Annotated in this window: 19 protein-coding genes; 7 read left to right on the top strand and 12 right to left on the bottom strand. The window is 53.0% G+C overall.

Going from position 1 to position 17,793, the window contains the following annotated elements:
- Positions 1-113: 113 nt before the first annotated feature.
- Entirely contained in the window at positions 114-800 is a 687-nt protein-coding gene (locus DFR42_RS19705; protein ID WP_110256746.1) for a lipase family protein, read from the top strand.
- Positions 801-858: 58 nt separating this feature from the next.
- Here DFR42_RS19705 and DFR42_RS19700 read toward each other — a convergent pair whose 3' ends face one another.
- Positions 859-2,319 carry a DUF4214 domain-containing protein gene (locus tag DFR42_RS19700; RefSeq protein ID WP_110256745.1) on the bottom strand — a complete coding sequence of 487 codons (1,461 nt, stop codon included), beginning with the start codon at positions 2,317-2,319 and terminating at the stop codon, positions 859-861.
- Between the two features lie 290 nt (positions 2,320-2,609).
- Between DFR42_RS19700 and DFR42_RS19695 the strand changes: the two genes are divergently transcribed.
- Positions 2,610-3,017 (top strand): phosphopantetheine adenylyltransferase, encoded by a 408-nt coding sequence (locus DFR42_RS19695; RefSeq protein ID WP_110256906.1) that lies wholly within the window; start codon positions 2,610-2,612, stop codon positions 3,015-3,017.
- A gap of 499 nt (positions 3,018-3,516) precedes the next feature.
- Here DFR42_RS19695 and DFR42_RS19685 read toward each other — a convergent pair whose 3' ends face one another.
- From DFR42_RS19685 to DFR42_RS19640, 11 genes are all read right to left on the bottom strand, one after another.
- Positions 3,517-4,005, bottom strand: coding sequence for a hypothetical protein (locus DFR42_RS19685; protein ID WP_146218907.1), 489 nt, complete (start codon positions 4,003-4,005; stop codon positions 3,517-3,519).
- A 74-nt stretch (positions 4,006-4,079) separates the two neighbouring features.
- Entirely contained in the window at positions 4,080-5,114 is a 1,035-nt protein-coding gene (locus DFR42_RS19680; protein ID WP_110256742.1) for an L-threonylcarbamoyladenylate synthase, read from the bottom strand.
- Positions 5,111-6,331, bottom strand: a complete 1,221-nt coding sequence (locus DFR42_RS19675; RefSeq protein WP_110256741.1) for a 5-(carboxyamino)imidazole ribonucleotide synthase — start codon at positions 6,329-6,331, stop codon at positions 5,111-5,113. The genes DFR42_RS19680 and DFR42_RS19675 overlap by 4 nt, the downstream gene beginning before the upstream one ends.
- Before the next feature lie 251 nt (positions 6,332-6,582).
- Positions 6,583-7,080 carry a 5-(carboxyamino)imidazole ribonucleotide mutase gene (gene purE, locus DFR42_RS19670; RefSeq protein WP_110256740.1) on the bottom strand — a complete coding sequence of 166 codons (498 nt, stop codon included), beginning with the start codon at positions 7,078-7,080 and terminating at the stop codon, positions 6,583-6,585.
- Complete coding sequence (locus DFR42_RS19665; RefSeq protein WP_110256739.1) at positions 7,080-7,976, bottom strand: phosphoribosylaminoimidazolesuccinocarboxamide synthase; 897 nt, start codon at positions 7,974-7,976, stop codon at positions 7,080-7,082. The genes purE and DFR42_RS19665 overlap by 1 nt, the downstream gene beginning before the upstream one ends.
- A gap of 262 nt (positions 7,977-8,238) precedes the next feature.
- Positions 8,239-9,303 carry a class II fructose-bisphosphate aldolase gene (gene fba, locus DFR42_RS19660; RefSeq protein ID WP_110256738.1) on the bottom strand — a complete coding sequence of 355 codons (1,065 nt, stop codon included), beginning with the start codon at positions 9,301-9,303 and terminating at the stop codon, positions 8,239-8,241.
- 41 nt (positions 9,304-9,344) lie between these two features.
- The gene (gene pyk, locus DFR42_RS19655; protein ID WP_110256737.1) at positions 9,345-10,784 is read right to left on the bottom strand and encodes a pyruvate kinase; all 1,440 of its coding nucleotides are present in this window, start codon (positions 10,782-10,784) and stop codon (positions 9,345-9,347) included.
- Positions 10,785-11,011: 227 nt separating this feature from the next.
- A complete protein-coding gene (locus DFR42_RS19650; protein ID WP_110256736.1) occupies positions 11,012-12,205 on the bottom strand; it encodes a phosphoglycerate kinase in 1,194 nt (397 codons plus the stop codon).
- Positions 12,206-12,736: 531 nt separating this feature from the next.
- Positions 12,737-13,189, bottom strand: coding sequence for a hypothetical protein (locus DFR42_RS29020; protein WP_146218906.1), 453 nt, complete (start codon positions 13,187-13,189; stop codon positions 12,737-12,739).
- A 264-nt stretch (positions 13,190-13,453) separates the two neighbouring features.
- Positions 13,454-13,777 carry an AzlD domain-containing protein gene (locus DFR42_RS19645; protein ID WP_110256735.1) on the bottom strand — a complete coding sequence of 108 codons (324 nt, stop codon included), beginning with the start codon at positions 13,775-13,777 and terminating at the stop codon, positions 13,454-13,456.
- Positions 13,774-14,511, bottom strand: a complete 738-nt coding sequence (locus DFR42_RS19640) for an AzlC family ABC transporter permease (RefSeq protein ID WP_110256734.1) — start codon at positions 14,509-14,511, stop codon at positions 13,774-13,776. Before DFR42_RS19640 ends, DFR42_RS19645 begins: the two co-directional genes overlap by 4 nt.
- Positions 14,512-14,768: 257 nt before the next feature.
- Between DFR42_RS19640 and DFR42_RS19635 the strand changes: the two genes are divergently transcribed.
- The 5 genes from DFR42_RS19635 to DFR42_RS19615 are packed head-to-tail and all read left to right on the top strand — an operon-like array spanning position 14,769 to position 17,781.
- A complete protein-coding gene (locus DFR42_RS19635) occupies positions 14,769-14,978 on the top strand; it encodes a zinc-finger domain-containing protein (protein ID WP_110256905.1) in 210 nt (69 codons plus the stop codon).
- 15 nt (positions 14,979-14,993) lie between these two features.
- Positions 14,994-15,425 (top strand): YybH family protein, encoded by a 432-nt coding sequence (locus tag DFR42_RS19630; RefSeq protein WP_110256733.1) that lies wholly within the window; start codon positions 14,994-14,996, stop codon positions 15,423-15,425.
- A gap of 10 nt (positions 15,426-15,435) precedes the next feature.
- Entirely contained in the window at positions 15,436-16,392 is a 957-nt protein-coding gene (locus tag DFR42_RS19625) for a YheT family hydrolase (protein WP_110256732.1), read from the top strand.
- Positions 16,392-17,003, top strand: a complete 612-nt coding sequence (locus tag DFR42_RS19620; RefSeq protein WP_110256731.1) for a DUF2946 family protein — start codon at positions 16,392-16,394, stop codon at positions 17,001-17,003. Before DFR42_RS19625 ends, DFR42_RS19620 begins: the two co-directional genes overlap by 1 nt.
- A gap of 7 nt (positions 17,004-17,010) precedes the next feature.
- Positions 17,011-17,781 carry an SMI1/KNR4 family protein gene (locus tag DFR42_RS19615; protein ID WP_110256730.1) on the top strand — a complete coding sequence of 257 codons (771 nt, stop codon included), beginning with the start codon at positions 17,011-17,013 and terminating at the stop codon, positions 17,779-17,781.
- Positions 17,782-17,793: the final 12 nt, after the last annotated feature.

The following is a 17,793-nucleotide window of genomic DNA, read 5'->3' as shown; positions in this document are numbered from 1 at the left end:
AGCTCTCGTCAGCGTGGCCGTTCTGCAAAATCTGGTTTTGCACATACTTAGCATCGTGATAAGCCCTGCAGTATGTGCTTGAAAATATACTCAAATCTTAATGGAGTGTTCGCATGAACAGCAGTACCCGCCAGATTGTTTTTATTGATGGAGTCGGTGGCAAGCGCTATATGCGCGGCAAGTTTGTCCGCTATTTTGAAAAGCGCGGGTACACGGTACGATGTTTTGACTACCGTGTGTCATCGCAGCCCCTTGATGATATCAAAAAGAATCTCATCGAATTTCTTTCCAGCGTGGCGCGTGCAGGCAGCTATCATGCCGTGGGCTACTCCTTTGGTGGCGTACTTCTCAGAAGCCTTAATGCACAGTTGCGAGAACTCAAATTGCAACCAGAGCGTGTCGTCTTGCTGGCGTCCCCACTACGCGCCATGCGGCTAGCCAGCAGATTGCGTAACTGGAAAATCTATCAGCTCATGACCGGCGAATGCGGCCAGTTTGCTGCTGACGAAGACAGCATGAGTAAAGTACCCATGCTGGATATTCCAACTACGCATGTTTATGGCACATGGCCATGGCTGGGCGCTTTTGGATTTTTCTTTGGATTTGGTTTTCCGCACGATGGCATGGTTGCCGCTGAAGAAGCCATTCCATCCTCACTTGCGCTGTCGGTCCCGATGTCGATTCCTGTCTCGGTCCCGGTATCGGCAAGCCATGCATTTATTCCGTCGAACGACAGCGCACTAAAGGCGATGGAGGAATGGTTTGACGTTCAGGATCAGCTTGCACCAGCACGAGCTTAGCTGGTCAAATCATATGATCCAAACGCACTGAATAAGTAAAACGAACAAGCAAAACATACTAAGCCAGCCAGAGCGTGTAGTCTATGCCGTTCTGTATGGAGGCAGCGACCAGTGCCTGGTTTTCTGGGCTGTCGCAAAAACTGGCCAGCACACCGGCTGCGCTGATTTTGCCGGTGTTGAGCTGGTTGAGCCAATAATCAAAACCTGACTGGTCAGGCGCGCGGTGCAAGACATTTTGATAGAAATTGCCGACCAGGGTCGCGTTACTGGGTGCAACGCCGTATAGCTTCTGAAATTCAGGTGACAGAAAAAAGCCAGCCGCCACCAGGGTCAGGCTGGCCCCCTTGTCCATATCATTGATCCAGTAACCAAGGCCCACCAGATCAGGCTTGCGGTCAAAAGCTGCCTGATACAAGCGGTACATTTGCCCTGCCGTGCCATTGATATCGAGCGCCAGCGCCTGGTCCTTGAATTGCAGACGTTCTATGCCTATGAGCTGGTCAGTGCCATCGCTGCCCACCAGATCGGTAATGGTCCATGACTGGCCATCCTTGCTTTTGCTAATGCTGTAACCAGCACGCGAGCCGCTAAAGCTGGCCATATCCAGATCATCCCCGCCAGCCAGCAAATCATTCCCAGCACCGCCCGTCAGCGTGTCCCTGCCAGCAAAGCCATACAAATAGTCTATGCCTGCCGTCCCAGTCAGCACTTCACTGGCCGTGCTGCCATTGATGGTGATGCCAATAAGTGTGCTGGTCAGCATGCTGGTTGGGCTGCGGTTGCCATCAGCAAAACTTAGCAACTCTATCGAAGATAAAGTGTCAGTGCCGTCACGGTTACTGGTTTTGTCCTGGATAATAAAATTGCCGCTGGCCTCGTTATAAGTGACAGTGTAATCACCCGCATTGCCAGTGTATTTTGCGGTATCGTTACCGTCGCCACCATAGAGGCTGTCGTCACCCGCAGCGCCGACCAGGGTGTCATTGTCACCCATCCCGTTGATGGTGTTATTGCCCGAAGTGCCTTGCAGATAGTCATTGTAAGGGCCGCCATTGATCGTGAGACTGGGCATGGGAATCAACAAGCCGGGGCGGATATTGACCACATCAGAAAATGACAGTAACTCTATCGAAAATAAAGTATCAACACCGTCGCGACCACTGACTTTGTCAGTCACGGTATAGCTGCTGGTGCTGGCGTCATAACTGAAGCTATAGTCAGCCATGCTGCCAGTGAAAAACGCTGTATCAGTACCGTCACCGCCGTACAAAATATCGCTGCCGCCAGCACCGCGCACACTGTCGTCACCCGCCAGGCCATTGATGATGTCATTACCGGCCGTGCCCGTCAGCGTGTCATTGCCATTAGTGCCATTGATGGTGTTGACGTTACTGGTAGCAGCAGGCGCGCTTTTGATCAGGCCAGACGAGCTCTGCGCAACATGGAGGCCATCGGCCAGCAGTGGCAAAGCTGTCAGTTTCTCTGCGACATTTTCGTGGAAAATATTAATGCTGGGCATGAGCGACCACCTTGATGCACATGGGTTGATAACAGCAATATACTCCTGACCACCATTGATGCAATGAAAAAGTGAGAATAACAACACAGGGGGCAGGCAGCAAAGTAACAGCCGTCACAGCAAGCACGGCCCCTCAAGATAAGCGCTGAAATCAACTTGCTCGTGGGTAATTATGCTCTGCTTGCCATACCTGCAAGCCAGCAATTTTCTGGTTTGATTTTACCTTTGAGGTAATTGCCACATCTCATGATACGTCTATGATCGCTGTTATATTTAATGAGGGCAGCGTCATGAATTTTTCACTTTCCCATGTTGTCTCGGCTGGTCTGGTCGTGGCCGGATTAGTACATCTGGCACCTGTCGCAGGATGCCTGGGACAGACGCAGCTTGCCGCCTTGTACGGTATCAACATCAACGGCCCCGATACGGAAATCTTGCTGCGCCACCGGGCCGTGCTGTTTGGCATGTCTGGTGTGTTCATGTTGTGGGCCGCGGCAAAGTCAGAAATGCAATGGCTCGCCCTGGCTACCGGGCTGCTCAGCGTCATCTCCTTCCTGGCAATTGCGACGATGGTTGGTGGATACAATGGCGCCATAGGCCGTGTCGTCATGGTGGACGGTGTAGTGCTGTTCGTTCTTGTGATTGCCTGTCTGGCGAAATGTAGCCAGACAGGGCGCGTTGTAACGCACCGGCTTTGACGGTAGAGCGAGGATGGTGGCTATGGTGAAATCGGTGCGTTATAACGCATACTCTACGCGCTAATTTTCACATTCGTCGATGTCGTCTTTGAAAGTATCGACCTTACGAATTTGAGTGACCCCTTCGAGAATTACAAACTCCGTCAAACATTTCTTGCAACAAAAAGCACTAAGGGTAGTGGCATTTTTTAAACGCGCAAATTTAAGAAAACGTGACTTCCTGCTTCCGCAATTTGGACAGACTTTAAAATTAAAATTTGCCCAAAAACCAACTACAAACCACAGATAATACCCAAGCACTGCCAACACGGCTGCAATCGCACAGATACAAACAAGCAAACTTATCATGAAGCTTAACTTTACAAGAATTTTCTCATAGACATTTTACTGGTTCAGTTAATCAGCACGTAGTGTCGGCTTGTGGAAAATGCGAATAGATCGGCGCTACTGGTTGGACCATATCTACACTTCGCTGTAGGGATGCATCACTTTCCAGCATCTATTCAGTTTGCAAGGAAAAACCAATGATTGAGACTCGCTCTTTTGGCTTATTTTTATTTTCAAAGAATAGGTACTTAAAACCATCGATGTTAAGCTCTTTAAATAAAAATAAACCTTTCTTTGAATATTCGGCCCGTTCAAAAATCCTATTCCCACTTTTAGGAATCTGATCCAGCAATTCAGAATAGGTGCCAGAAGTTCCCAGCAGCAGCTCTTGCGGGGGAGTAGCCAGAGAAGTATCTGAGGTCGCTGGCAAATCACTATCCAGATATGCCCATTTAATGGCTGCTACAGATGCAGCCCAATATACGCCTGTAATGGAGGGTGCCAGTTGGTCATCTCTTTCCAGATTTTTATTATATGCTCGAGTGCTGGCATAAAGGTTTGCCCCCAGACTAAAAAAACCTCCGGAAATTGCTTCCGCGTTTTCCCCAATCTTGGATAAGGGCATCCACTTTCTCAATCGTAGCGCTTCTTCAAGTTCCATCGTTTACTTTCGCACTTTGGCCGTTTAATCATGTTGGAATGAGATGCAAGTCTGTCAAAGTAAAGTGGCGCGCCCTATCCCAACATCCCTTGCAACACATCCCTTGAATCAAACGCCGCACGGCGCAAACGGTCGTTTACGCCTTGCCAGTCTTTGTCTTGCGGCAAAGCTTCTACCAAAATCAAATCTGCGTTGGCATGATCGAGTTCGCGCAGGCCTGCGTAGAGGTCGTGGGCATAGCCTACCGGGTCGGCGGGCAGGTGGCGCCAGGCTTCGGCGTGGATGGCGGGGTGAGCTTGGTAGCTCATGAGGGCGAGCTTTTTGTTTTTGGCATGCAGGCGGTTGACGGTGTCGTCGAGCTCTGCGGCTTCTACCAGAATCACGGGCGTATGCGGTGCGTAGTGGGCGTCCAGGGTGCCGGATGCGCGTGGGGCGGCGGCGTCCGGGGCTGCTGGCGTGGTGCCCAGCACGGCGGCCATTTGTGCTACCGTGATGTGGCCGGGGCGTAGCAGTACAGGGCCGTGGGTGGCGAGGCGGCTGAGGTCAACTATTGTTGATTCTATGCCGACATCGCTCTGGCCGCCATCAAGTATGCTGGCGATGAGGCCACCGGGCTGTATCTCTTGCTCGAATTCTTCTTCTACGTGGGCTGTCATAGTGGGGCTGACGTGGCCGAATTTATTGGCCGATGGTGCAGCGACACCGCCCTTGCCTGCCTTGAAGGCGCGCAAGAGTTCTTGTGCTACGGGGTGCGATGGGCAGCGTATGCCGACGGTATCTTGCCCGCCTGAGACGGCATCGGGGATATGGTCAGCACGTTTCAAGATCAGCGTCAGTGGGCCGGGCCAGAAGGCAGCAATGAGCTGATGCGCTTCTGCCGGTATGTCCTTGGCCCAGTAGCTGATGTCGGCACCGGGGGCGACGTGAACAATCACAGGGTGATTGGAGGGCCTGCCCTTGGCGGCGTAGATGTTGGCGACGGCTGTGGGGTTTTCTGCATCCGCACCCAGGCCATACACGGTCTCAGTCGGGAAGGCGACCAGCTGGCCGCTTTCCAGTGCATGTGCTGCTTGTGCGATTGCCTCAGGTGTACTGGCTTGCGACTTCATGCCCACTCCGGTGCTGCGATGCCAAGGATGGCGCAAGCCTTGCTGAGGTTGGCCTGGGCTGCTGGCATGGTCATGGCGACGAAGGTGATGTGGCCCATCTTGCGGGCGCGGCGTGCTTCTACCTTGCCGTACAGATGCAGGTGGGCACCGGGGATGGCCAAGACCTGGTCCCAGGCGGGTTCGCGCATGGTGTCGGTATTGCCTTCATACCAGACATCGCCCAGCAGATTGAGCATGGCTGCAGCAGAATGCTGGCGCACATCGCCCAGCGGCAATTGTGCGAGTGCCCTGACCTGTTGCTGGAACTGGCTGGTGATGCAGGCATCGATCGTGTAGTGGCCGCTATTGTGCGGGCGTGGCGCCATTTCATTGACGACCAGGCTGCCATCCTTGAGGACAAAGAATTCTATGCACAGCACACCGACATAACCCATCTCGGCAATGATGTGCAGGGCCGCGGCCTGGGCCTTGCTGGCGACTGCATCGGTCACATGGATGCTGGGGGCGATGGTGGTGAACAGGATGCCATCACGGTGAACGTTTTCTGCAATGGGGTAAACGACTGCTTCACCATCGACGCCACGGGCAACGAGGACGGACACTTCATAAGCCAGCGGCAGCATTTTTTCCAGCACGCAAACCTGGCCGTTCATACCAGCGAAGGCAGTGGCGAGTTCAGCACGGTCACGCACGCGTACCTGGCCTTTGCCGTCATAACCCATGCGCACGGTTTTCAAAATACCTGGCAAAAGATCATCGCTGACTTTGGCAACGTCGTCCTGGCTGGTGATACCCCAGTGCGGCGCTGGGTAGACATGCGTAGTCGCACCGCAGCGGGTGAAGAAGTGTTTTTCAGCCAGGCGATCCTGAGCGATGGAGACACAGGCAGCCGCTGGGGCAACAAAACTGGTTTGCGCCAGCAGCTTTAAACTTTCTGCCGGGACGTTTTCAAATTCTGTGGTCACTGCCTTGCTGACCTTGGCCAGCGCCATCAGGCCAGGATGGTTTTCATAGCCAGCCTGGATATGCTGGTCTGCCACCTGGGCAGCCGGGCAACCTGCTTCTGGTTCCAGCACGGCGACCTGGTAACCCATGGCTTGTGCCGCCTGGGCAAACATGCGACCCAGTTGGCCACCGCCCATGATGCCAAGGCAACTGGCGGGAGTGTTGGGTAACAGTGGCTGGCGGGGCTGTGCGGGCTTTGGATGAGTGGTCATGGTAGTGATTTCAAACTAGGGATCGTTTGTACACAATAGTACAAATCAAATGGGATACGGATATTCAGGCGAATTTGTTTGTGCTTTTTGATTGGGCTGTGATCGTAGGTTGGGCCGGGCCGTAGGTTGGGCTACGCTTCACCAGCCCAACACTGGGCCTCAACAAACGTATACGTGATTCAAACGCCGAGTGTTGGGCTGATAAGGCGTAGCCCAACCTACGATTTAATCCAACCTACGATCATTTACACTCAAACCGGCAACACCATATCGCGCGCAACTTGCGTTTGCTTTTCGCGGAACTCGATCAACCTTGCGGCCAGTGCATCATCGGTCGTCGCCAATATCGCAATCGCGGCCAGGGCGGCGTTTGCTGCGCCTGCCTCGCCTATTGCAAAAGTAGACACCGGTATGCCTTTTGGCATTTGCACGATGGACAGCAATGAATCTTCGCCACGCAGGTATTTGGATGGCACGGGCACACCCAGTACCGGCACGATGGTTTTGGCAGCAATCATGCCTGGCAGGTGGGCAGCACCACCAGCACCGGCGATGATGGCGCGCAAGCCGCGTTCACGGGCGGTTTCTGCGTAGGTAAACATTTCATCGGGCATGCGGTGGGCCGAGACGACTTTGGCTTCAAAGCCTATGCCAAATTCCTTGAGGATGGCGACGGCGTTTTGCATGACGTCCCAGTCTGAGGATGAACCCATGACGACGCCGACAAGAATTTTATCTGTAGTCATCATCAGTCCTTCAGGCTTTCGCCAGTCAGGCGTTCCAGCGCTTCGCGATATTTGGCGGCAGTTTTTTGTACGACTTCATCCGGCAGGGCTGGCGCTGGTGCGGTCTTTTTCCAACTGGTGATGGTTTCCAGATAATCACGCACGAACTGCTTGTCAAAAGACGGTGGCGAAATGCCGGTAGCATAAGAATCTGCAGGCCAGAAGCGGGAAGAATCGGCAGTCAGCACTTCATCCATCAAATGCAGCACGCCATTGTCATCAAGGCCAAATTCAAACTTGGTGTCGGCGATGATGATGCCGCGGGTGGCCGCGTATTCTGCGGCTTCGGTATACAGTTGTATGCTGATGTCGCGGATTTTGGCGGCCAGTTCTGCGCCTATGCGTTGCTCGGTTTCTGCATAGCTGATGTTTTCATCATGCTCGCCCATTTCTGCCTTGGCAGCCGGCGTGAAGATAGGTGCTGGCAACTTGGCTGCCTGCGGCAGGCCTGCTGGCAATTGTATGCCGCAGATTGCGCCAGTCTCTTGATAATCTTTCCAGCCTGAACCGATGATGTAGCCACGTACCACGGCTTCTACCATGATGGGTTTCAGGCGTTTGGCGACAACGGCACGGCCTTTGACTTGCGCGACTTCATCTGCTGACACCACAGATTCTGGTGCGACACCTGTCAGGTGGTTAGGCACGATGTGGCCCAGCTTTTCAAACCAGAAATTCGCCATCTGGTTCAGCACGCGGCCTTTGTCAGGGATGGGTTCATTCATGATGACATCGAATGCGGACAGGCGGTCACTGGTGACGATGAGCAGCTTGTCGTCGCCGACAGCGTAATTGTCACGTACCTTGCCACGGCCCAGCAAAGGCAGGGAATGAAGAGTGGAATTGATTTGCGTAGTCATGAGGGATTTCTTTATTTCGATCTGGATAGGGTTTACACAAAATTGTTGGTGGGTTGCCACCTTGTAGGTTGGGCTACGGTTTACCAGCCCAACACTGGGCCTCAACAAACGTATACCTTATTTAAACGCCGAGTGTTGGGCTGATGAAGCGTAGCCCAACCTACGAACACCCCAATCTATATTCTTCCAACCACCAATTTTGTCTAAACCCTGAACTCCCCTCACTCCGGCTCACACCGGAATGAGGAACCAAACTTATTTCTTAATTTACGATCTGCGCCAAAGCGCCTTTCTTGTACTGCTCTGCCACTTTTTCCAATGCCATAGGCTTGATCTTGCCAGCCTGGCCTTCGCAACCAAACGACAAGTAACGTGCCTTGCACACCAGTTTCGCAGCTTCACGCGCTGGTTTCAGGTAATCACGTGGATCAAACTTGGATGGGTTTTCAAACATGTAGCGACGGATCGCGCCTGTCATTGCCAGGCGGATGTCGGTGTCGATGTTGATCTTGCGCACGCCGTTCTGGATACCGATGACGATTTCTTCAACCGGTACACCATAGGTTTCTTTCATGTCGCCACCGAACTGACGGATTTCATCCAGCAGTTCTTGCGGTACGGAAGAGGAACCATGCATCACCAGATGGGTGTTAGGAATGCGCTGGTGGATTTCCTTGATGCGGTCGATTGCCAGAATGTCGCCGGTAGGCTTGCGGGAGAACTTGTAAGCACCGTGGGAAGTACCGATGGCAATTGCCAGGGCATCGCACTGTGTCTGTTTGACGAAGTCGGCAGCTTGCTGCACGTCGGTCAGCAATTGTTCGCGCGTCATTTTGCCGTCAGCACCGTGGCCGTCTTCCTTGTCGCCCATCATGGTTTCGAGAGAACCGAGCACGCCCAGTTCAGCTTCTACCGTGACGCCGATGGAGTGGGCAAACTTGACCACTTCACGCGATACTTCAACATTGTATTCATAGCTGGCGACGCTCTTGCCGTCTTCTTCCAGCGAACCGTCCATCATCACCGAGGTGAAACCGGATTTGATCGCAGCCATGCAGACTGCTGGCGACTGGCCGTGGTCCTGGTGCATGACGACGGGGATGTGCGGGTAAGCTTCCACCGCAGCTTCGATCAGGTGACGCAAGAATGCTTCGCCAGCATATTTGCGGGCACCGGCAGAAGCTTGCATGATGACAGGTGCGCCAACTTCATCGGCGGCCTGCATGATGGCAGTGACCTGCTCCAGGTTGTTGACGTTGAAAGCTGGCAGACCGTAGCCGTTTTCGGCGGCGTGGTCCAGCAATTGACGCATGGATACGAGTGGCATAATTAACTCCAGATTGCTTTATAAAAAAATCTTTGTCCCTGCTACGCTTGGTTCTCACCTACCCTGACAATTTTCATTGCATTGGTGCCGCCGACCTGCCCCATGGGTTCCCCCCAGGTGACGACGATCATGTCACCCTTGGTGACGATGTCGTTTTCCAGCAAGACGGTTTCGGCAGACTTCAACACCGCTTCTCTGTCATCAGAGTAAGGCAGGTTGAAGGTCTGGACATTGCGGTACAGCGCTGCCTTGCGCTGGGTGGCCACGCTTGGTGTCAGTGCAAACAGTGGCACGTCGACGCTGTGGCGGCTCATCCACAAGGCAGTAGAACCCGATTCGGTCAGGGCCACGATGGCTTTCACACCCAGATGGTGGGCAGTGAACAGCGCGCCGTAGGCGATGGACTGGTCGATACGGGTAAAGGTCATGTTGAGGAAGTCGGCATCAAGCTTGTTTTCCTGGAATTTTTCAGCTTCCAGGCAAATCAGCGACATCGCCTCCACGGTTTCTACAGGGTATTTGCCGGATGCGGTTTCTGCCGAGGTCATGACGGCATCAGTGCCATCCAAGACAGCATTGGCCACGTCTGACACTTCAGCACGGGTAGGCACGGCATTGACGATCATGGATTCCATCATCTGGGTGGCAGTAATAGCCACCTTGTTGGAAGCACGCGCCATCTTGATCATGCGTTTTTGCAGGGCTGGCACAGCAGCATTGCCAACTTCTACAGCCAGGTCACCACGGGCGACCATGATGCCGTCTGATGCATCGAGTATCTCTTGCAGCAGCGGTATCGCTTCTGCACGCTCTATCTTGGCGATCATCATGGGTTTGTGGTTGTAAGGTTCACCCGCGATGTTCGAGAGTTGCCTTGCCATTTCCATGTCAGTCGCATTTTTTGGGAAAGACACGGCCACATAATCGGCCTGGAAAGACATGGCGGTCTTGATGTCTTCCATGTCCTTGCCAGTCAGTGCCGGTGCTGTCAGGCCACCGCCCTGGCGGTTGATGCCCTTGTTGTTGGACAGCTCGCCACCAATCTTGGTGACGGTATGGATTTCATTGCCAACGACTTTTTCAACGACGAGCACGATGAGACCGTCATTGAGCAAGAGCAGATCGCCATTTTTGACATCACGTGGCAGGGCTTTGTAATCAAGGCCAACGCGTTCTTGCGTACCCATGGTGCAGTCTGCATCGAGGATGAACTTGTCACCGTTTTCCAGGTTGATGCGGGAATTTTCAAACTTGCCGATACGGATTTTAGGGCCCTGCAAATCCGCCATGATGGCGATTTCGCGACCACACTCTGTTGCTGCCTGGCGCACCATAGCTGCCCGGTCTATATGATCCTGCGCCTTGCCATGCGAGAAATTCAGCCTCACCACATTCACCCCGGCATGGATCATGCGCTTGAGCGTAGCCATGTCATTGGAAGCGGGGCCTATGGTGGCAACAATCTTGGTGGCACGTGACATCTGGTCTCCTGAAAATTTTTTTATATGTTGATTACATAAAACCTGAAAAACTTATTAAGACCGAAAATCTCACCACAGAGACACAGAGGGGGCACTGAGGGTCACAGAGAAAAGCAAGTAATGCCAGGTCTATGCAGACCGTCATCATCTCTCAAGGTTTTCTCTGTGCTGTCTCTGTGTCTCGGTGTCTCTGTGGTTAGGGGTTTTGGTCTTGATTTTGAATCAATTTATTTAACCGCGCGTTGCAACAAAATTTCTACTGCTGGCAGGGTTTTGCCTTCCAAAAATTCCAGGAATGCGCCGCCGCCTGTGGAGATGTAGCCTACCTTGTCAGCGATGTTGTACTTGGCAATTGCGGCCAAAGTGTCGCCACCGCCAGCAATCGAGAAGCCTGCTGAATCTGCAATCGCCTGCGCCAGCACTTTGGTGCCGTTGCCGAACTGGTCAAATTCAAATACGCCTACCGGGCCGTTCCAGACTATCGTGCCAGATTTTTTGATTTGTTCTGCCAGCAGTGCTGCTGTGGTCGGGCCGATGTCGAGGATCATGTCGTCATCCTGCACATCTGCCACTGCCTTGACGGTTGCCACTGCAGTTGGCGAGAATTCTTTGGCGCACACCACGTCAGTCGGAATAGGCACAGATGCACCGCGCTTGGCCATCATGTCGATAATGGCCTTGGCTTCTTCCACCAGGTCTGCCTCTGCCAGGGATTTGCCTATCTTCAGGCCAGATGCCAGCATGAATGTGTTGGCAATACCGCCACCGACGATGAGGTTATCAACCTTGTCTGCCAGTGATTTCAAAATAGTCAGTTTGCTCGATACCTTGGAACCAGCAACAATCGCCACCAGTGGGCGCGCCGGTTGACCCAGCGCCTTGCCCAGGGCATCCAGCTCAGCTGACAGCAATGGGCCAGCGCAGGCAACAGGGGCAAACTTGGCGATGCCGTGGGTAGTTGCTTCTGCACGGTGGGCAGTACCAAAGGCGTCATTGACATACACATCGCACAGGGCAGCCATCTTTTGCGCCAGCGCATCGTCGTTTTTCTTTTCGCCCTTGTTGACGCGGCAGTTTTCCAGCAAGACTACCTGGCCTGGCGCTACAGCTACGCCATCCACCCAGTTTTGCTTCAGTTCTACATTCACACCCAGCAATTCAGACAAACGTTTGGCAACTGGTGCCAGAGTATCTTCTGCCTTGAATTCACCCTCAGTCGGGCGCCCCAGATGCGAAGTCACCATCACGGCTGCACCTGCCTGCAAAGCCTGCTGTATCGCTGGCACCGAGGCGCGGATACGGGTATCTTCGGTAATATTGCCGTCATCGTCCTGAGGAACGTTCAAATCGGCGCGGATGAAAACACGTTTGCCCTGGAGCTGGTTTGCTGCGATCAGGTCACTGAGTCGGTTGAATTGCATCGTGATATGGAGTTGGCAAGGTTGAAGGGTGGCGCATTGCCTGCGAGAGCCGGGCAATGAATTCCGCCAGTAAATTTACTGCATATTTACTGCATAAGTTCTCAGCCCGCTATTTTACCAAAGCCCGCTTGCAGACCATACGGTTTTGCGCGGCTTTTGCGCGTTTAATGTGAAATTTAATAATAAATTGGCATTTATTTGATGGAATTACTTCGGTCTGGGGATGGCGGGTGGGTTTGATTGGGGGTGGATGGGGTTTGATGGGGAATCAGTACGTTCGTGCTTTTGTATGATTTTTGTTAATTTGGCATGCCAAATGCTTTTGTTGATTTGTATACATCAAACGAATGTCCACAGCCAAAGCTGTCGCACTCCAGCACAACCGCCCTCATGACTACGTCATTCCACCGGGCTGGCGCTCCAGCATGGGGTTAGCTGGAATCCAGAGGCGTTCGTGACTAACTATTGCCTGAGTTAATTTCAGTTTCGTCGTGATTGCCTACCTGTTTTCTTGATACCTGCACACGCAATCTACGATTGCAGGTCGGGGGTAGCCCGACAGCTACTCACTTTTCTTGTCTCGCCAAGAAAAGTAAGCCAAAGAAGGCGACCCAGGCATAGCCGCCCCTGCGGGGTTCCCGTTTGTGCAGTACAAAAAATGGGAAATGCCCGAAACTCGCTACGCTCAAACACGGGCATTTCTAATCCATTTTCTGTACCGCACAAACGGCGGCTACACATGGGAACTGCAAAAGTCAAAAGCAACGGCAACAGCAACAGCAACCCCGCATCTCGTTGATCAACTACATTTAATGCAATATGAATCCCGGTTGTATTGACGTTGCTTTTGACTTTGGGGGTTGTTGTTGATTTTTGCCGTTCCGATGTGTCGATGCCTTTGATGCAAGGCAGAAAATGGATTAGAAATGCCCGTGTCTGAGCGTAGCGAGTTTCGGGCATTTCCCATTTTTTGACTTGCAGCAAAGGGAACCCCCTTTAGGGGGCAGCGACGCCTCGGTCGCCTTCTTTGGCTTACTTTTCTTGGCGAGACAAGAAAAGTGAGTAGCCGCCGGTCTACCACCGGCCTGCAATCTTAAATGACGTATGCAGGTATTTGAAAATCCGAATACTCAAACACTGAAGATCAGAAATTAACTCACGCAATAGTTTGTCACAAACACCTCTGGATTCCAGCCAAAAACACGCTGGAGCGCAAGGTCTTGCGCAAGGCAAGACTCTGCCCCCAGATCACAACCCCAACCGAATATAAGTAAACACCGCCATCCCAAAAAATATGGTCTGCAGCATATTCTTGCGCACCAAAAAGAAAGCCGTCGCCAGCAAACCCGCCAGCAGACGCGGGTTTTGCAAACCCACTTCGACTTGCCCATTGGTCAACAACAGATCAGGCACAATAATCGCAGCCAGCGCACAGGCGGGGGCGTAGCGCAAGGCTTCCTGCACGCGCTTGGGCAGGCTGATGTGATGGCCGACCAGCCAGAAGCCGCTGCGGGCGATGAAGGTGGCGAGGGTCAGCAGGGCGATGACGAGCCAGATTTCCCAATCGCTCATGACTGCTCCTCTTTGTTTTTGTCGGTGGCCGGTTCTTTTTTACCGTCCAGGTATTCTTCCAGCATCATGGCCGTGCCCATGCCCAGCAAGACGGCCAGCAACAGGCCCAGCTTATAGGGAAAATTGACCGTCAACAAAGCGCAGATACCAGATACGACAACACCGGCAAAAGCGGCACGGTTGATGATGAGCGGCAGCATGATGCACAAAATGGCCAGGGTGCCGGCAAAGCCCAGGCCCCAGCTGGTGGGCACCTGGCTGCCCAGCAAAATACCAATGATGGAACCAATTTGCCATGCAGCCCAGTTGGGGAAGACCAGGGCCTTAAGATAGGCCAGCTTGCCTTTTTCTTCGGCAAATTCAGGATAACGCTGCATGAACAGGCCAACAGAAATATCGCCCGTCAAAAAACCCAGCCAGGCACGGGTACGCCACGGCAGGTGTGAAAAATGGGGAGCAAGAATGGCAGAAAAAATCAGGAAACGCAGGTTCACCACCAGGGCGGTAGCAAAAATCACCCAGACCGGGGCATGCGCGGCGATCAGGGGTAATGAGGCGAGCTGGGCTGATCCGGCGAAGACAAACAGGGTCATACCCAGGGCTTGCGGCAGTGTCAGGCCCACCTTGATCATGGCGATGCCAACCACCAGTCCCCAGGCGCCAACACCAAACCAGGTGGGTGCGCCTACTCTCAAACCTTCCTTGAATGCGGCCTTGTCTGATTCAAATGACATGAGAGTGTAGATAGAGCGGGAAAGTGCATCATTGTAACTTGGAAACAAAAAGCTTGCCTGCGGTGCTGATTTTGTGAGCAGATTGATAAATACGACATGAACCCATTTACCCTTGAAGCAAAGCCAGCAAACCCCGAAAACAGCCCAGCCACCCCAGAATCCGTTAAAATCCTGTTAGCAATGCTTATTTGGAAGTAATCCAGCGTCGCCAGCATGGCGAGCAAGCTTCCAGCGCCACTTTTATTTACGGAGTTTCCATGTCCACCACAGCCAGCACAGCCACCACCAATAACATCGTCGAACTGCAAGCCAAGGATTTGCCTGCGCACTGCCCTAACCCGGCCATGCCTTTGTGGTCATCCCACCCACGGGTTTACCTCGATTTGTCTCATGGCGGCACGGCCACCTGTTCTTACTGCGGCACGCAATACAAGCTGGCAGCAGGCGTAGTACTCAAAGCCCACTAATCCACCTCCTCCATCATGGCCGCTAAAAAACAGTTGAATGGCAGTGCCGACGACGTCGAAGCGGCCTTTTATGATGCACTAAGCCGTGCCGACCTTGATGGCATGATGGCCCTGTGGGCTGAAGATGAAGAGATAGTCTGCATACACCCAGGTGCGGCCAGGCTGATAGGCCATGCGGCCATCCGCAGTTCCTGGGAAGCGATTTTCGAGCGTGGCAGCGTGCAGATACGTCCTTTGCAACTACATGCCACCCACAATATGCTGACAGCAGTACACAGCATAGTCGAAGAATTCCAGCGCCCCAGCGACAGCAGCCAGGATGTACATATCCTGGCCACCAATGTGTATGTCAAGACCCCACGCGGCTGGCGCATCACCATGCACCACGCCTCGGTTGCGTCTGGCAAACCACCGCTGGATATGTTCAAGGCCAGCATCCTGCATTAATGAAGCGTCAATGAAATACCTCTCACCTCGCTGGTTACCCGGTGGCCATCTGCAAACGATCTACCCGGCACTGTTCATCAGCAAACCAGTCACGCCCCTGCGGCGCGAACGCTGGACCACGCCGGACAATGATTTCATCGATATCGACTTTCTTGACGGTGAACCAGGCAAACCCATGGTTGTGCTTTTCCATGGCCTCGAAGGCTCCAGCGACAGCCACTATGCACGCGCCATGATGGCCGCCTTGCGTGAACGTGGCTGGTCAGGTGCGATACCGCATTTTCGTGGATGCTCAGGTGAGCTGAACCAGGCACCACGTTTTTATCATTCTGGCGATTCACACGAAATAGGCTGGATCATAGAACGCCTGTACCAGCAATTCCATCACCGTCATGATGGTGGCAAGTTTTATGCTGCAGGCGTCTCACTCGGTGGCAATGCCCTGCTGCGCTGGCTGGGCGAATCACAACACCATGCCGACATCGTCAATGCTGCCTGTGCAGTATCTGCCCCACTTGATCTGGCACAGGGTGGCGCTTCGCTGTCCAGCGGTTTCAACATGATCTATACCCGCATGTTTTTAAAGACCCTGAAACCCAAGTGCCTGAAAAAACTGGAGCAATTCCCTGGCCTGTTCAATAAAACCGCCATGCTGGAAGCCAAGGACTTGTACGAGTTCGACAATGTCGTCACCGCACCCCTGCATGGTTATCTTGATACCGATGATTACTGGCACAGGGCCAGTGCCAAGCATATACTGGGGGATATTACCGTACCCACCCTGGTGCTGAATGCAAAAAATGACCCCTTCCTGCCGGGCCAGCATTTGCCTACTCATGCGGCCAAATGCGTGACGCTGGAATACCCTGATCATGGTGGACATGTTGGCTTTGCGGCAGGCAGCGTGCCGGGTCATTTGAACTGGTTACCACAAAAGATGTTGAATTTTTTTGAGGCGAATAGCTGATGGATGAAATCGTCAAGGCAGCCATGGCCAAGTGGCCCAATGTGCCGCATTGCTATGGCTGGCTGGCACTTGATGCGCGTGGCAACTGGCGCATGCGCGACGAGCGCAGCCAGGCCCTGGACCTGCCCGGCAACATCATCCGCCACCCTACCCTGCTGGCTTTCATCACCCGCAATTACCTGTGCAATGAAGAAGGTTGCTGGTATTTCCAGAATGGCCCGCAACGCGTCTACGTCGACCTAACAGCCACGCCCTATATCGCCAACACCACGGCAGATGGGTGCTTTGCCCTGCAACATGGCGAACAGGCTTTCACACCAGAACTAGCCTTTCTCGATCCGCAAGGCAGGCTGCAACTTAGCAGCGGCACCACCCTGGCCCAACTCGATGACCGCGACCTGGCACTCTGCCTGCCCTGGCTGACGCTGGACCAGCAAGCCGTCAGCGATGAAGCCTTATTGCAGTGGCTGGAAGATGCCAGCACACCGGGCGAATTACACTTGCGCCCACCCGGCATGAATTGCCTGTGTCTGGACGTGCAACGCTGTGAAGAAGGGCAATTGATGCGGGAATTTGGCTTTGTGGCAAAACCTCGACAAACGACAAACTAGAAAAAGTATGTGGCAAGATTTCAAGGAAAAGCTCATCGCATTGCGTCACATGGACAAACAGTGTCAAGCATTTGCCGCGGACGAACATCGATATCAATTTGGCGATCTGGTGACGCCCGCTTTACTTGAGCACGTAGAAAAAAAACTGAATCTCACTTTACCTGAGCAGCTAAGGCAATTTTATTTAACAGTTGGCAATGGTGGTGCTGGTCCGTATTATGGGCTTCAAAAAATCGAGGCTCTTTATGACTATGAAGCGGCAAAGCCATATCCCGGCGCCGAGGCACTCATGGCGCTCAGAAAAAGAGATGATGAAGATCCACTCGATGAAAGCCTGAGCTTAGATCGAGAAGATCTGAGTGGCCTCATGCCCATCTTATTTGAAGGCTGCGGTCACGAAGTTTGCCTCATTACGAGTGGAGAGAAAACGGGAAAAATTGCCTGGTTTTCTATCGAACATGGTATCTCGGAGCCCGATGTTTACATGCTAGACCTGTTCACGAACTGGGTTGATAGGCAATTAGAGATTTTCAATGCAATCCGGACTCTCGCTGATAGCGATTACTCTTTAGAAGATATCGGCAAACAGATGGTGGAAAAATATCATGAATATGACGCTGCCTCTCTCGTCATGAGTGTCCTCAACATTCAAAAACCTGAATCGTTATTTGGTACCAAGAACCGCAAAACATATCATCACGCCATCCAGTTTCCTTGGTACGAGGAGCAGCTAGCACATTACAGGCAAAACCCAGGACCAGGGATTGATAGGCCCTAGCTTATCCAGTTT

This window comes from Undibacterium pigrum (genome assembly GCF_003201815.1).
In the GTDB taxonomy this organism is placed as follows: domain Bacteria; phylum Pseudomonadota; class Gammaproteobacteria; order Burkholderiales; family Burkholderiaceae_D; genus Undibacterium; species Undibacterium pigrum.
This window is presented reverse-complemented; position numbering and strand designations above follow the sequence as displayed.